Source organism: Calothrix sp. NIES-2098, from assembly GCF_963875125.1.
Taxonomy (GTDB): Bacteria; Cyanobacteriota; Cyanobacteriia; order Cyanobacteriales; family Nostocaceae; genus Aulosira.
The window spans coordinates 3913400-3928044 of the sequence record NZ_CAWNKJ010000001.1; the positions used below are offsets into that span (position 1 = coordinate 3913400).

At 40.5% G+C, this 14645-nt stretch carries 12 protein-coding genes; 6 read left to right on the forward strand and 6 right to left on the reverse strand.

Annotated features, from left to right (window positions below; genetic code table 11):
* Positions 1-29 precede the first annotated feature (29 nt).
* On the reverse strand, positions 30-1235 hold the full coding sequence (locus tag AACU33_RS16425) for an MFS transporter (protein WP_096589695.1): 1206 nt from the start codon (positions 1233-1235) through the stop codon (positions 30-32).
* A 465-nt stretch (positions 1236-1700) separates the two neighbouring features.
* Between AACU33_RS16425 and AACU33_RS16430 the strand changes: the two genes are divergently transcribed.
* Positions 1701-2537, forward strand: coding sequence for a protein phosphatase 2C domain-containing protein (locus AACU33_RS16430; protein ID WP_096589696.1), 837 nt, complete (start codon positions 1701-1703; stop codon positions 2535-2537).
* Positions 2538-2873: 336 nt separating this feature from the next.
* Positions 2874-3239 (forward strand): hypothetical protein, encoded by a 366-nt coding sequence (locus tag AACU33_RS16435; RefSeq protein WP_339376073.1) that lies wholly within the window; start codon positions 2874-2876, stop codon positions 3237-3239.
* A 58-nt stretch (positions 3240-3297) separates the two neighbouring features.
* On the opposite strand, the gene fosX is transcribed toward AACU33_RS16435, so the two are convergent.
* The gene (gene fosX, locus AACU33_RS16440; protein WP_096589698.1) at positions 3298-3714 is read right to left on the reverse strand and encodes a FosX/FosE/FosI family fosfomycin resistance hydrolase; all 417 of its coding nucleotides are present in this window, start codon (positions 3712-3714) and stop codon (positions 3298-3300) included.
* Positions 3715-4088: 374 nt separating this feature from the next.
* Between fosX and AACU33_RS16445 the strand changes: the two genes are divergently transcribed.
* From AACU33_RS16445 to AACU33_RS37600, 4 genes are all read left to right on the forward strand, one after another.
* On the forward strand, positions 4089-6263 hold the full coding sequence (locus tag AACU33_RS16445) for an FAD/NAD(P)-binding protein (protein WP_096589699.1): 2175 nt from the start codon (positions 4089-4091) through the stop codon (positions 6261-6263).
* Positions 6264-6866: 603 nt separating this feature from the next.
* Entirely contained in the window at positions 6867-7367 is a 501-nt protein-coding gene (locus AACU33_RS16450; RefSeq protein ID WP_096589700.1) for a DUF2808 domain-containing protein, read from the forward strand.
* Positions 7368-7642: 275 nt separating this feature from the next.
* Complete coding sequence (locus tag AACU33_RS16455) at positions 7643-8770, forward strand: aryl-sulfate sulfotransferase (RefSeq protein WP_096589701.1); 1128 nt, start codon at positions 7643-7645, stop codon at positions 8768-8770.
* 72 nt (positions 8771-8842) lie between these two features.
* Positions 8843-9913, forward strand: a complete 1071-nt coding sequence (locus AACU33_RS37600; protein WP_445291761.1) for a glutathione S-transferase N-terminal domain-containing protein — start codon at positions 8843-8845, stop codon at positions 9911-9913.
* Between the two features lie 38 nt (positions 9914-9951).
* On the opposite strand, the gene AACU33_RS16470 is transcribed toward AACU33_RS37600, so the two are convergent.
* The 4 genes from AACU33_RS16470 to AACU33_RS16485 form a co-directional block, all read right to left on the reverse strand.
* Entirely contained in the window at positions 9952-10902 is a 951-nt protein-coding gene (locus AACU33_RS16470) for a D-2-hydroxyacid dehydrogenase (protein ID WP_096589702.1), read from the reverse strand.
* Positions 10903-11020: 118 nt separating this feature from the next.
* Positions 11021-12046 carry an ABC transporter substrate-binding protein gene (locus tag AACU33_RS16475; RefSeq protein WP_096589703.1) on the reverse strand — a complete coding sequence of 342 codons (1026 nt, stop codon included), beginning with the start codon at positions 12044-12046 and terminating at the stop codon, positions 11021-11023.
* A gap of 114 nt (positions 12047-12160) precedes the next feature.
* A complete protein-coding gene (locus tag AACU33_RS16480; RefSeq protein WP_096589704.1) occupies positions 12161-12490 on the reverse strand; it encodes a 4Fe-4S dicluster domain-containing protein in 330 nt (109 codons plus the stop codon).
* A gap of 154 nt (positions 12491-12644) precedes the next feature.
* On the reverse strand, positions 12645-14282 hold the full coding sequence (locus tag AACU33_RS16485; protein WP_096589705.1) for an FAD-dependent oxidoreductase: 1638 nt from the start codon (positions 14280-14282) through the stop codon (positions 12645-12647).
* Positions 14283-14645: the final 363 nt, after the last annotated feature.

Sequence of the window (14645 nt, forward strand, 5' to 3'; positions counted from 1 at the left end):
TATTTTCTAGCTGGAAAGAAGGTTTGCGCCTATCTCCTCCGCCCGCCAAAGTGCAAAATTGACGCGAGGATTAACAGGAAAAACCCCAAAGCGCAAACCCCGTTCCACTGCCAGATTCCCCAGCTATAGCTACCAAGTAAGGAACCGAGTGCGCCGCCAGTGTAGTTGATTACCATATACACGGTGTTCAATCGACTCTCTGCATTGGGAACAAGATTATAAACGCGGATTTGATTAGAAAGGTAAGCGCTATGCATTCCCAACTCTAAGATTATTACGCCTAAAATCAAACCCATTAAATGATTCCCTGCTAACCAGAGAATCGTAAAGCCTGATAAAGCCAGAGAAAGTGCTACACCCACAACACCCCTCGCGCCCCATCTGTCTACTAACCTACCGATGAAGGAACTTGTAGCTGCGCCAACTATACCTACTAAGCCAAATAATCCTGCAACCTGACTGTCGTAGTTATAGATAGGCGATTCTAAAAGAAAAACCAGCGTTACCCAAAAGACATTGAAAGCGGCAAATACTAAAGCAATATTGAATGCAGCTTCTCGCAGAATCGGCTGTTGATAGGTAAGATGGGCAAGACTCTGCATCAACTGTGGATAAGACATCTGCGATGGAGAGCGATTTACAGGTAATTGCTGGCGAATTAGCAAAGCCAGAAAAATCATCACAACAGCAGCAATCCAATACATCGCCTGCCAGCCGAACATTTTACCAACAAAGCCACTGACAGACCGAGCCAAGAGGACACTAACAATTAGTCCACTCATTAATGTGCCAATCACCTTTCCGCGTTGGTTGAGAGGGGTAATTTGGGCAACGAAGGGAAGGATCAGATGGGCGACAATGCTAGTAAAACCAAGCAAAAAACTCGCTACACTCAGCCAAATGACGTTGGGAGAGATGGCGACTGCTACTAAGGTACAGGTAAGCAAGCCGAACATCTTAATAATTAGCTGTCGGCGTTCTAAGCGATCGCCTAATGGCACTAACAATAGTAACCCGGTTGCATAGCCTACCTGGGTAAGCGTTGGGATAAATCCTACCTGCTGCACAGAGATATGAAAGCTTCTGCTCATATCTGCTAACAGCGGTTGATTGTAATATACATTGGCTATTGCTAATCCACAGGCGATCGCTAAAGTGAAAATTACCGTCCGATTCGCTAGCAGATTGCTAAATGCAGTTGTATCCGTGAGAGCAGACTGCTCTTGAGAATCCATAGATATGTAGTTAATATGTTGGGCATCGCTTAATTTGCGGACTATAACAGAGATTTTTCCCAACTATCATCAAAAATAAGTAGTATACATCCTTGTTGTTGTGCTACAAACTTTCGGCTATGACCGATAGATAACAAACTTAAGTTTAGTGTGAACGCTGTCTAGCAAAACATTACAAAAAGTTCCGAAAAAAGTACACACTTATTGCAAAATACGTTAAATCGATTAATTTACCGTATTTTATTAATAACTATATAGAATATTTACACAAAACCTTCATAACAGCAAGTTTTTAACTGCAAAGAAACGCTAGGATTAAAAACCTTGTACTTGAGTTGATTATGAAACTATTCCATGTCATCATTTGTTGATACAGGTATTAAATACGCTTAGTAAATAGACTCTTACTTAATTTAGTAAAGATTTAATATTTGGTAGATGTAACTATGTGGTAATGCACCGAAGATGAATCCAAAACCAAGCTTCACAGTAGTTGAGTCATTGAGCCGATCGAAATATGGAGACCCGAAACAAGGTGACGATCGCCTTGTTATCAACCAGCACTTTGTAGCAGTTTTGGATGGCGCTACGGATGCATCTGGTGCGAGTTATGATGGGCTTTCTCCTGGTAGGTTTGTAGCAGAAATAGGCGCTCAAGCTATAGAAAGTCTTGCTCCTGATAGTAATGCAACACAAGCAATTGAGCAACTAACTCAAGCAGTAAAAGAAGCTTTGCTAAAAGTTCAATCAGATCAAATTCCTATTTTTGCACCTTGTTTTGCGATCGCACTATTTTCAAATACACGACGAGAAATTTGGCGGGTTGGAGATTGTCAATATTTATTAGATGGAAAAGGTCACAATCCAAACAGCAAAGTAGATGAAGTGACAACTAAGTTGCGCTCTTTGATTGTGCATTCTTACTTGGCTCAGGGTAAAACAATTACAGACCTAATCCAAAACGATCCCAGCCAGAATTTTCTTGTATCTATATATAAGTTGCAAGCAGCTTTATGTAATTCTTCCGCAGAACCTTTTGGTTACGGCGTGATTAATGGCGATCGAGTTCCTGAGAAATATATTGAAGTTATTAAGATTCCAGAGCAAGTTAAGTCAGTAGTTCTTGCTAGCGATGGTTATCCAGATTTAAGAATTACACTTGCAGAAAGCGAGGAAATTCTTTCAGAACTTATTGCTAAAGATCCTTTATTTTATGACCTTTATTTAGGGCAAAGAGGACTTGCGCCCGGAAGAGAGTCTTTTGACGATCGCACTTATGTACGCCTTGAATTACACGATTAATAAATTGAAGAGTTGGGGGAGGAAGTGTGGGGAGAGAAATAAGACAAGGAGAACAAATGACAAATGACAAATGACAAATAACAAATGATTCGTGAAATTATTTCATTAATAATTGTATTAATTTCGTTTTTTTTAATTTGGTGGATTACCGACCAAGAGTAAAAACTGTGCTTATTTATTTCCCTGGAGGTATACCTAGTTTAAAACTCTGTCAATTGAATGAGCTAGAAATAGCCTACTAAAGAAAGACGTTTCTTAGTAGTTCCAGTGACAAGATAGGAGCAGAACATCGCTTGTCTTATAGCTTACCACTCCTATCCATCCCTACCGAATTATATGATGAAACGTTTAATTCTTAGTAGCTTATCTTTTTTGATGATAGCTACAGCTACCACACCTGTTTTCGCTTCGCAAAAAATAGCGAGCAATTCCACAGATTTACCTAGCAATTCGCTTTCTATAACTCGGATACAACCGTTTAACCTTGTTGGCTTGGCTTATCAAGGTTACTTTCAAAAACAAGGTATTCCTGGTTATAACGATCTGATTGTGGCTTATCAAGCAAAACAAATCACTGCTAAAGACATTGTTCAAAGTGCAGTCAAAACGAACAGATTATCTTCAGATGCTTTAAATGACCAAGGATACATCAATGCAGTGAAAAATACACTAGATGGATTTGGCAGAAATATCATTCCTTAGATAAGGAAACTACGGTAAACTAACCAGTTTATCGTAGTCTATGCAAGACAATTTTATCTTACCAGAAATTGTGTGCGATCGCATACTTTTGCAACCGCTGATTCAAAGTACCTGTGTGTAACTCAAATAAGTGATTATCGTAGTCATAGAAATATAGAGAACGTCCTTCGCCTTCGATACGGTTTCTATCTTCTTTGACATCCACACTCAAAGCCTTAACTCTTGCCGCATAGAGTTCGTAGTCTGCTGCGGCTATCTTAAAAGCTATATGGTTATAGGTCTTTTCTGCTAGAGGTTCGCCTTCCATAATTGCAATCCATAAGTCATCAATTAGAAAAAATTTTTCTTTAGAGATAGAGAAAGTTTGCTCTCCACTCGCATATATTTCTTGAGCATCAAATATGGTTGTGAGAAATGTTGTCATTTTCTCTAAATCTTTGACGATAAATGTAATATGACTAATGCCTTGAATCATTTTTAGTTACATCCCTAGAGTTTAAACTGAATGTTGTGTCAGCGAACATTGACAATACAAGAGATTAAATTTAACCTGCCATAGCAGTGAATAACAGCTAATTCTAAAACACCGATATTTCTATCGCTTTTGTTGACAAAATATCCCCTAATACCCTCTAAGTGTTTATTTAATTTAGTTTTGAGGCAGAGTCATTCTCAATACAGAATCTATTGAGGTGAAAATTGCAGATCGATCGTAAATTTCCCCTTATTCGCTAGCCTAAGTGTTGTTTAGATTTCCTTAATTTATCAACCGTTAAAACCACATATAAATCCGAATTTAACTGTTCTAAATTGGTAGGTATATAGCAACAAGTATATTTCTTAGAGCTTATGTACAACTATATTTTGAACCTACCTGTTTCTCCTTGTACGATCGCAATTATTGGAGGCGGCTTTAGCGGTTCTCTTGTTGCAGCGAATATTTTGCGAAATGCAACCGTACCAATTTCTATTAAATTGATTGAACGGAGAACAGAAATAGGTAAAGGAGTTGCATATAGTACGCCAGTTGACGGTCATTTGCTGAACGTAGCAGCCGGGAAAATGAGCGCTTTTGCAGATCTACCGGAACACTTCTTAAACTGGCTGCATAGCAACGGATATCCCGATACTACTGCTTCTGCATTTGCCCCCCGCAAGGTTTATGGAAAGTATATACAAGCGATTTTAAACGAAGCTGAAGCTAATGCTCCAGCTTGTGTAAGTTTAGAAAGAATTTGCGATGAAGCGATCGCTATTGAAACTAGCAGCTATCATACCAAAATACAACTAAGTAGCGGTAAGTCTTTACACGTGCAAAAAGTTGTACTCGCCTTAGGGAATTTTTCCGCCTCGCTACCACAACCCATTGCAGCCCTAGGAAACAATCATCCCCATGTTTCAGATGCTTGGTCTAGCGATGCAATTAGCAATCTCAATCCAGATGATTCGATACTTTTAGTAGGAACTGGTTTGACAATGGTTGATGCAGTTGTGGCTTTAAATCAGCAAGGATTCCGCGGAAAAATTCATGCTGTCTCTCGTCACGGATTAACACCCCAACGCCACCAAGCAACAATTCCCTATCATATATATATAGACTTAAATACTGCACCAAAAACAGCGCGGGAGTTACTGCGTTTAGTACGTCAAGAAATCAAAAAAGCAGCGAATCAAGGATATGATTGGCGTTCAGTAATTGATGCTATCCGTCCAATTACTCAACAAATTTGGCAAACATTGCCATTGTTAGAACAAGAACGCTTTCTGCGTCATGTGAAAGCTTATTGGGAAGTTTACCGTCACCGCATTGCAGGGGAAATTGCCGATGTATTAGATAGCGCCCTCGAAGCTGGGCAACTGAACTATTATGGCGGTCGAATTCAGACTTGTCAGGAAGTTGACAATGCAGTTGAGGTGAAAATTTGCGAACGGGGAACTCAAGCAAATATCGTTTTGCAGGTGAACCGAATTATTAATTGTACGGGTGCAAATTGTAACTATCGCAGACTGAAGCATCCACTGATTGCTAGCTTGCAAGCACAAGGGTTGATTCGTTCTCATGCTTTATCAATGGGGATTGATACGGCTGAAAATGGTGCCGCGATCGATGCCCAAGGAAACGTTTCGGAAGTACTTTATACCTTAGGAACACCTCGTAAAGGCAACCTTTGGGAAACTACAGCCGTTCCAGAGATTCGTTCTCAAGCCGCAGCTTTGGCACAACAGTTACTGAAATCTCTCAATCCCAAACCTTACGCTATTGTCAGAGATTGGTTCGCTGGAAATCCATTAAGCGATTTATCCCAACCTGCCATGCTATTCCGTCAATTATTCGATCCAGAGTCGAGTACCTATACCTACTTAATTGCTGACTCAGAAACCAAAGCAGCTATCTTGGTAGACCCGGTATTAGAACAGATAGAACGCGACCTGCTAGTACTAAGAAAACTGGGCTTGACTCTTCACTACTGCTTAGAAACTCATATTCACGCCGACCATATTACTGGAACAGGTCAGCTACGGCAATTTACACGTTGTTTGAGTGTGTTGCCAGAAAACGCGAAGACCGTACCAAGCGATCGCTATATTGCTGATGGTGAGATTTTACAATTAGGGTCTGTCCAAATTCAAGCGATCGCCACACCCGGACACACCGACAGCCACATGGCTTACTTAGTCAACGGTACTCATTTGTTAACCGGAGATGCCTTATTTATTGGGGGTTGCGGTCGGACTGACTTCCAGAACGGCGATGCTGGGTTACTCTATGATGTCGTCACCCAAAAGCTATTTACCCTACCTGATGACACATGGGTATTTCCCGGCCACGACTATCAAGGAAGAACAGTCTCTACTATTGGCGAACAAAAATCCTCAAATCCCCGATTTGTTGGACGCAACCGCAGCCAATTTATTGAACTGATGAACAACTTGAACCTTCCTTATCCCAAAAAGATGTCGGAAGCCGTACCCGCCAACCAGGGTGGAGGCAAAGTTTTAGTGACCTTGGATTATCAAATCTGAGCTATTTTAATACTCATGCTAAAGGCACAACATTGTTGTGCTTTTAATTTTGTCTATTCAATTGCTTGAATTACGAATTATTCAATTTGCTATTGATAATTTCATAACTTCAATTTATCGATTTCAAAATAAATAATATTTGCTTTTATTATTGGTCTAGTTTTATCGTGTAAATACGAGCAATATAACACGGTTTCAAACAAATTATAGTTTGTATTTTCCTTCAAAGATGCCTATGGAGCATATCCTGAATACCAGATAAAAATATCTTAGATTCATAGCCCTATATGCACATAGGATTAGGGGTGTTATCGCTAGAAATAAAATCCTTAATTATTGATGTATTGCCCTTGTAAAAATATCAATAATTAAGCCAGAATATATTTGCCATGTCCGAAAATTAGGCTGAAAAAGATGAAGTCTTCAGTAAAGCATCGCGCGTCAGATAGATTAATCTGACGTTGTTGATGCCTTTGCTGCCATCTGGCAAATCAATAAAATTGGCATCAGCTTTTAGTCAGAAATTGGCTAAAAGTTGAGGATGCTTTTGTAATTGAATTGCCAATTTTTTAGCCTAATTAAACTATCCATCCCGTTAATGCCATGAAGAATATTTCTAGATTATCTAAAGCTGTGTTAGCTTTCAGTTTTGGAATGTTGCTGCTGCCTATTTCCAAAACCTATGCCGTTGATGCCAGTACTACGTATAATCAAACGAGTGTTGGCGCAGCAACTTATTATTTCACCGTCGCTATACCTGCTGGGGCGAAACCCCTACAACAAGTGACGCTGACACAGATTCAAGGCGGCGAAAATATAGAGTTTGATGCTAAACATAGTAGCGCTTTTGTCGGAAGCAGCGATCGCACAGGCGAAAATCTCCCAGTTTCCTTGGTAAAGAACCCAAATCAAGACGGTTCAGTCACAGTTCAATTCGCGCAGCCTTTACCAGCAGGGAAAACAGTAACCATTGCACTCAAGCCGTACCGTAATCCTGATTACGATGGGGTTTATTTATTCCATCTCAAGGCTGCTCCCGCCAACCAGAATACAGAAGGTCAATCTCTCGGTGTAGCTCGTTTACAATTTTACCCCAACTACTAGAGAATTGACTGACCAATTAGTCTAGACAAATCTGATTACCAAATTTGCGATCTTTTGAAAGTACACCTTTACTCAGGTGTACTTTTTGTCTATTTGTAGGTACTTTTCATAATTTTTTATCGACTTGCTATCTATAGATATGTATGTCATAATCAAAAGTTGATTTTGTTAAATACTGTTTATCTATCGATTTATAGTATTTTATTCTGCAAATATGATTTGGAAAGTCGCTCGTGTACGCTTTCCACGTACTTTAAGTGAAATAAAGCAGAATTATGACAATAGCAACTACTTTTGTTGAGCAAAATACAATTCGTCGCCGGGGTACTGGTTTAAAAGCATATAATCCTGAAAAAGCTTTTTTAGGATACACGCTTTTTACACCCCTAACGGGTAAAGGCGAAGTCTACTTAATTAACTTGGAAGGAAAAGTAGTACATGAATGGCAACTACCATATCCTCCAGGTTTATACGGCTATATATTACCTAATGGCAACCTCTTCTATAACGGTAAAACAGCAGAAATTCCGCCACGATTTCCTGTATGGTCTTTATTTAAAGGTGGCGTAGTTTTAGAAGTAGATCCGCAAGGCGAAATCGTTTGGGAATACCATCATCCAGACCACCATCATGATGGCCGTCGGTTGCGTAATAGCAACACAATTTTATTAGCTTTAGAAAAGATACCAAAATCTTTAGTTCCTCAAATTAAAGGTGGCGTACCTGGTACAGAAGTAGATGGTGATATCTATGCTGATGTGATTCATGAAGTCACTCCAGAAGGTGAAATAATTTGGAGTTGGCACGCATACGAACATCTCGACCCTGAAAAATATGTAATTACCAAACAAGACCAACGTCATGAATGGACACATGGCAACACAGTTGGAGAACTTGCAGATGGTAATATTATTTTAAGTTTCCGTAATATTTCAACTGTAGTTATTGTTGAACGCCAAACAGGAAAGATTATCTGGGAATTAGGAGATGATATTCTGGCTCAACAACATTTTCCTAATGAATTACCTAACGGTAACTTGCTAATTTTTGATAATGGCGCACATCGACAAAAAGTAGCTTTGAATTTCTCCCGCGTTATTGAAGTGAACCGAGAAACAAAGGAGATAGTTTGGCAATACACTGATAACCCACCACATAACTTTTTCAGTTCTTACATTTCCGGCGCGCAACGCTTACCTAATGGTAATACTTTAATTACTGAGGGGGCTTTTGGTCGAATTTTTGAAGTCACAGCAACAGGAGAGGTTGTTTGGGAATATATTAATCCCTACTTTGCGCCTCAAAATGCTCCTGGTGAATCAGCATTAGTAGCAAAGGGAGAACAAAATTCAGTCTTTCGCGCTTTTCGTTATGCGCCGGAAGAAGTACCTTGGTTAAGCTAATTCGGAATAAAAATAAGAGAGATAAGGGAGACATTACCTTTTCTCTCTTTTACTAAATTGCAGAGGTAAAATATGGCAGAGATTACAATCTACAGTGCAGTTGTTTGCCCATTTGCCCATCGTTCGCGGTTAGTACTTTTAGAAAAAGGTATTGACTTTGACTTAGTAGAAATTGATTTGCAAAATAAGCCAGCCAATTTTACAGATATTTCACCTTATAGCAAAGTGCCAGTAATTAAACATGGCAATGAGCGAGTTTGGGAATCGGCAATTATTAATGAATATTTGGATGAAGTCTTTCCTCAACCATCTTTATTACCTAAAGATGCTATTAGCAAAGCCCAAGCCAGAATTTGGATTGATTTTGCTAATACTAGATTTGTTCCAGCTTTCTCTAGTTTGTTGCGTTCTTTAGATTCCCAAAAACAAAAAGAAGCTGCTCAAGAACTAGAACAGCATTTACGCTTTATTGAAAACGAAGCTTTGGCAAAATTATCAGATAATGGCCCTTATTGGTTTGGAGAAGCTATCAGCTTAGTTGACCTAACATTCTATCCTTGGTTTGAGCGTTGGGCTGCAATTGAACAGTATCGCGGATTTAAATTACCTGCGGAATTAACGAGAATTCAAAAATGGTGGGATGCGGTAAGTCAACGGGAATCTGTAAAAGCGATCGCCAACTCCCCAAAATTCTATTTAGAACGCTATGCTAGATTTGCCCCACTTCCATTTAAAAAAGTCAGTGAGGAATTAAGTTCTGCTGGACAAATCACTCCCGAACAATTACAGCAAGCTGCAAAGCAAGGATTTCAATCAGTTTTAAATCTGCGTTCTCCTGACGAACAAGGTTTTTTCAATGACGAACAACAGCACGCCCAAGCAGCAGGATTAAATTATGCGAACATCCCAATTAATCCTGCACAAGCGAATCAAGAATTGGTAGAAAAAGCAATTTGGGAAATAGACAATTTACCTAAACCGATATTAGTTCATTGTGCAGCAGGTGCAAGAGCAACAGCCATCGCTTTAATTGCTAATGCTAGCCAACAACAACTCACACCAGAAGAAATCAAACTGAAAGCCCAGGAACTTGGTTTAAATTTAGATCAGCCGCATTTAAAACAATTCCTGCAACAAAATTAGATTGTAGGGTGGGCAATGCCCACCCTACAAATTTATTATTAATAACCAGCATCCTTATCTACGACATTCCGTAGAGGTTGACCGTTGTAATAGCGTGTAAAATTATCGAGAAAAAGTGCGATCGCACGCTCTTTGGTTTTGGGAGAATGTCCAGAAAAGTGGGGTGTAATAAAAATATTCGGTTGAGTCCACAAAGGACTTTCTGGAGGTAGCGGTTCTGTAAATACTGTATCTAAAGCTGCACCAGCAATTTTACCTGCTTGCAACGCATCTATTAGTGCGGGTTCATCAACAATCGCACCACGTGCAATATTAATTAGATACGCATCGGGACGCATGAGACTGAAGACTTCTGCATCAATTAATCCCTTAGTTTCTCTAGTTAGAGGAGTGGCAATTACAACATAATGAGCTTCGCTTAGAAGTGGTTTCCATTCATTAGCACCCACTACTTTATCAAAGTTGGGTAATGGTTGCGGATGACGACGACTACCATAAATATTTAACCCAAAACCTTTAGCGCGCTTGGCAATTTCTTGCCCAATTCCACCCGCGCCAATAATTAATAATGTTTTATCTTGCAGTTCTTCAGTTCTTAAACCTCGTTGCCAACTTTTTTGAGCTTGTAACTCATACAATTTCTGAAAATTCTTAGCGTAAGATAAAATATAACCAATGACAAATTCGGCCATAGGAATTGCATGAAGTCCCGCACCATTTGTCAAAATGATTTCCCGTTCTAAATATTGTGGTGTGAGGATGTTATTTACACCTGCATTTGTTGCTTGATGCCAACGCAATTTAGGCGCTGCTTCTAAAACCTTCTGTAAAGTTGTCGGTTTGATATAATACAACCAACTAAAATATACTTCTGCATCTGTAGCATCGCCATCAATATTGCCATCAACATCTGCCCTAACAAATTTTGTATCTTGAGGTAGATGCGGCTGAATCTCATTAGCAACTTCTATCGGTAGAATTAGCTTCACGATTCCCTACTCCTTTAATATGTTGAGTGTAATAGAGCAATACGCGATCGCTATTACAACAATTTTCACTTATTTAAACCGCAGCCTAAAGTCTGAAAATACCTTTAATTTTGAATTGTTATTTTTTTGACTGTGTGACAAACCAATCATTCAATTTAAAATCAGACTCAGCTAATTTCTGCGAGATTAAAAATTTTTTCGTGCCTTCTAAAAGTTGCACTCCTCGATCTGGCAAAGGTTCTACTGGGAATTGAGTAATAGGGAAAGAGGCTTTAACTACATCAAGAGGATATCCTGAAACATCAGCATGAAATTTGTAGTAAGCTTCTGAGTTTGCTTGAATATCTTTGACAGCAGCTTGTTTAATTTGATTCCATTTTTGAGGAAAATCTGGATGTTTAGCCAGAAAAGCTTCTGTAGCTACAGTGACGCTTGTACCTGGTAAATCTGGATGTTTAACCGCTTCATCAATTACCGGATACCCTTTTGCTTCTAACAGCGGCCCCGTACCAGTGGATGCAGCAATTGCAGCCACATCACCTCGTTCTAATGCGGCTTGGGCTTCACTTGGTAGTAAGTGAACAACAGTCACGCGATCGCTAATTCCAGATTTTTGCAACAATCCAATTAAATAGCGATGCATATAAGAACCTTTGGAAGTCGCTACCTTCTGCCCTTTAAGTTCGGCTATAGAACGAGGGCCGTTTTTCTTAGCTACTAACCAAGCATTCATCCCTACTTGTTCTTGCCCAATCAATCGCGTAGGCAGTCCCTTAGCTTTACCAACCAATGCAGGCGTATCACCGTAAATCCCTACATCCACCGCCCCCGAAACTAAGGCTTCATTCAGATTGGGGCCGTTAGGAAAATTCAGCGTCTTGATTTCTGTAATTCCTATTTGCTGTAACTCTGGCAAGAGTTTACCTTGATGTATTGCCCATCCTGCTGGCCCGGTGGGCGTTTTCACCTTACCGTTACTAATAAAACCCAAACGTAAGGTAGTAGTTTTAGCCGCAACTGTAGTTGTGGGATTGGGTACAGCTTGAGAAACAGTCTGCTGAGAACTGCAAGCAGTACTGAGAAATAACAAGCTAGAGACAGCCAGCGTTGATAGTTTAGGCAAAGACGGAATAGAAGTAGGCATGGTCAACAAAACGCAAAGACACAGAAAACGCCAAGGCGACAGATAGATTGTATGGGCAGTGTTTCCCCACCCATGACAACAATATATGTGCCACAAACATGATTTGAATTGCTATTATTTCAACAACTTGAGTATTTGGTGGGTGGAATCTTCTTTCGCTAACGAAGTGCGATCGCGTCCCCAACCAACATTTCTGCGGTAGCTACCCAAAAGTTCAGCCTGTTTGAGTAATTCTTCATCCACTGAATCTAGAGGATCGACTTGTGGCGCTACATACAAAGCATCCACCGGACAGTACAATTCGCACATGAAACAGGTTTGACAATCACTTTGCCTAGCAATAGTAGGCGGTGCATCTGGCACTTTATCAAACACATTTGTCGGGCAAACATTAACGCAAATATTACATTGAATGCACCGTGACGCGCTTACTAACTCAATCATGTCAAACAATTTTAGATTTTGAATTTTAGATTAGGTAATGAGGCGCATTGTTAAAAATACCTCTTCTTCTTTGCGCCTTTGCGCCTACCCTGCGGGAAGCCGCTACTCTACGAGAACGCTTCGCGAACGCGTCTATGCGTGAGAAAAAAAATAATTAGGAAGACACACTAACCAATTCTCTCTTTATCCCTAATCCCTCACTTCTCACCCAGACTCGATCCAAACCACCACTAACTAAATAATGTTGCTGGTTAGCATCCATCTCTGGATAATCTTGATGCTTGTGCATCCCGCGACTTTCTTTCCGTTCCAAAGCACTGCTATACATCCATCTAGCTGTAGCCACCATTGCAGCAGCTTCTCGCACCTGAAGAATTTGAGAATCCGCAGCTTGACTAGAACGAATCTCTTTCCAGAGGTTATCTAATCTCTGCAATGATTCAGTCAAACCTTGTGCGTTACGGAAATAATTGCGATCGTAGGGAAAAACTTCCGCCTGGGTTGCTTGGATGACTTCTTCAGCTTTAATCTGATGTTTACTACCATTTGTCAATCCTGCTTCGCCAACTGCTTCTACAGGGCGTTGCTTACCCCACTCTCCCAAATTCCGGGCGTACTCAGCCGCAGATTTACCCGCCCAGTAACCGGAAGATATCGCCCATGCTGCATTATGACTACCACCACCAGTAAAGCCACCACAAATTAATTCTCTGGTAGCAGCATCACCAGCTGCATAAAGCCCTGGAACTGATGCAGCGCAAGTAGAATCAACAATCCGAATCCCACCCGTACCGCGTACTGTACCTTCTAAACGCAAGGTGACAGGGAAGCGTTGGCTAAAAGGATCGATACCTGCGCGATCGAATGGCAAGAAGAAATTAGGCTGTGCTTTGCGCATATGTGCCTGCATATCTTGTGTTGCTCGATCCAAGATGGCATAGACTGGTTGTGTCAACAGAGTTTGAGCAATTATTGAACGCCCTCTTTGCGAACCCGCGCCAGGTATAGGTGTGCCGTCTTCGTATGTAAAAGTTGCCCAATTGTAAAATAAAGTTTTGGTGACTGAGGAAAAAGCAGGAGAGATGCCGTATGCGTTAGAAAACTCCATCCCTGACATCTCTGCGCCCGCCTCTGCTGCCATGAGGTATCCATCCCCAGTTAAAACATTGCAACCTAGTGCTTTACTTAAAAAAGCACACCCACCAGTTGCAATAATTACTGAATTAGCACGTACAACCCATTGCTTGCCCGTCTGACGATTTACGCCTGTTGCCCCAGCAACAGCACCTTCTGCGTCTACCAACAGTTGCAAGGCAGGACTATTATCTAAAATTGTTACCCCCGCCCGTTTGATTTGCTTCCGCATCAGGCGCATATATTCAGGCCCTTGCAAACTGCGGCGATAGGGTTTTCCTTCTTCATCAACAGGAAAAGGATAGCCCCATTCTGCTAAAAGGTTGACGTTGGCATATGTCTGATTTAATACCTGCTGCATCCAGTCGCGGTTGGATAGAAATCCTCCCAAAGCTTCCCGACTGGACATTGCAGCTTCTCTCGCTTCTGGATTTGGTGGTACATACCATACACCATTACCCGATGCTGCGGCACAGCCACTCGTACCACAGTAGCCTTTATCAACCAAAACCACTTCTGCACCGCTAGATGCCGCACTCCAAGCAGCCCAAGTACCAGCCGGGCCACCGCCAATCACGAGAACATCTGTCTGTAAGTTGGGATCGACATCAATATCGATAGTAGATGAATTCTGCGATCGCCAATGGTAACTACTCATTGAATTCCTCGCCTCAATATTTGAGTTTAGGTATTAAACAAAAACTTGGATAATAATGCCAACTGCAATGACGATCGTCACAACAGTTAATCGATGCATATCCTACTTGGGCTGGCATCTACAGTACCAATAAAATACGGTTTATTGGTCAAGTTAAAGTATTTTGCTTACAATTAAGCCTTGCATAATTTTTTTGTAAAATCAAGGGGAGTTTTGATAAAACTTAAAAATCATCGTTAAAGGCTTGCTTTTTTGGCATTTATATGCGAGTATTGCAGCTTAAATTAAAGTATTTTAGGTAAATTTTGATTTTTCTAACTGTATTGCTTTACCTAAGATTTATATCTTTTAATTTGTGAATTT

Bases quoted from the DNA above. Each gene is read 5' to 3' on its own strand.
- fosX (WP_096589698.1), bottom strand. From the start codon at position 3,714: ATGATTCAAGGCATTAGTCATATTACATTTATCGTCAAAGATTTAGAG.
- AACU33_RS16430 (WP_096589696.1), top strand. From the start codon at position 1,701: ATGAATCCAAAACCAAGCTTCACAGTAGTTGAGTCATTGAGCCGATCG.
- AACU33_RS16455 (WP_096589701.1), top strand. From the start codon at position 7,643: ATGACAATAGCAACTACTTTTGTTGAGCAAAATACAATTCGTCGCCGG.
- AACU33_RS16445 (WP_096589699.1), top strand. From the start codon at position 4,089: ATGTACAACTATATTTTGAACCTACCTGTTTCTCCTTGTACGATCGCA.
- AACU33_RS16450 (WP_096589700.1), top strand. From the start codon at position 6,867: ATGAAGAATATTTCTAGATTATCTAAAGCTGTGTTAGCTTTCAGTTTT.
- AACU33_RS16480 (WP_096589704.1), bottom strand. From the start codon at position 12,490: ATGATTGAGTTAGTAAGCGCGTCACGGTGCATTCAATGTAATATTTGC.
- AACU33_RS16425 (WP_096589695.1), bottom strand. From the start codon at position 1,235: ATGGATTCTCAAGAGCAGTCTGCTCTCACGGATACAACTGCATTTAGC.
- AACU33_RS16485 (WP_096589705.1), bottom strand. From the start codon at position 14,282: ATGAGTAGTTACCATTGGCGATCGCAGAATTCATCTACTATCGATATT.
- AACU33_RS16475 (WP_096589703.1), bottom strand. From the start codon at position 12,046: ATGCCTACTTCTATTCCGTCTTTGCCTAAACTATCAACGCTGGCTGTC.
- AACU33_RS16435 (WP_339376073.1), top strand. From the start codon at position 2,874: ATGATGAAACGTTTAATTCTTAGTAGCTTATCTTTTTTGATGATAGCT.
- AACU33_RS37600 (WP_445291761.1), top strand. From the start codon at position 8,843: ATGGCAGAGATTACAATCTACAGTGCAGTTGTTTGCCCATTTGCCCAT.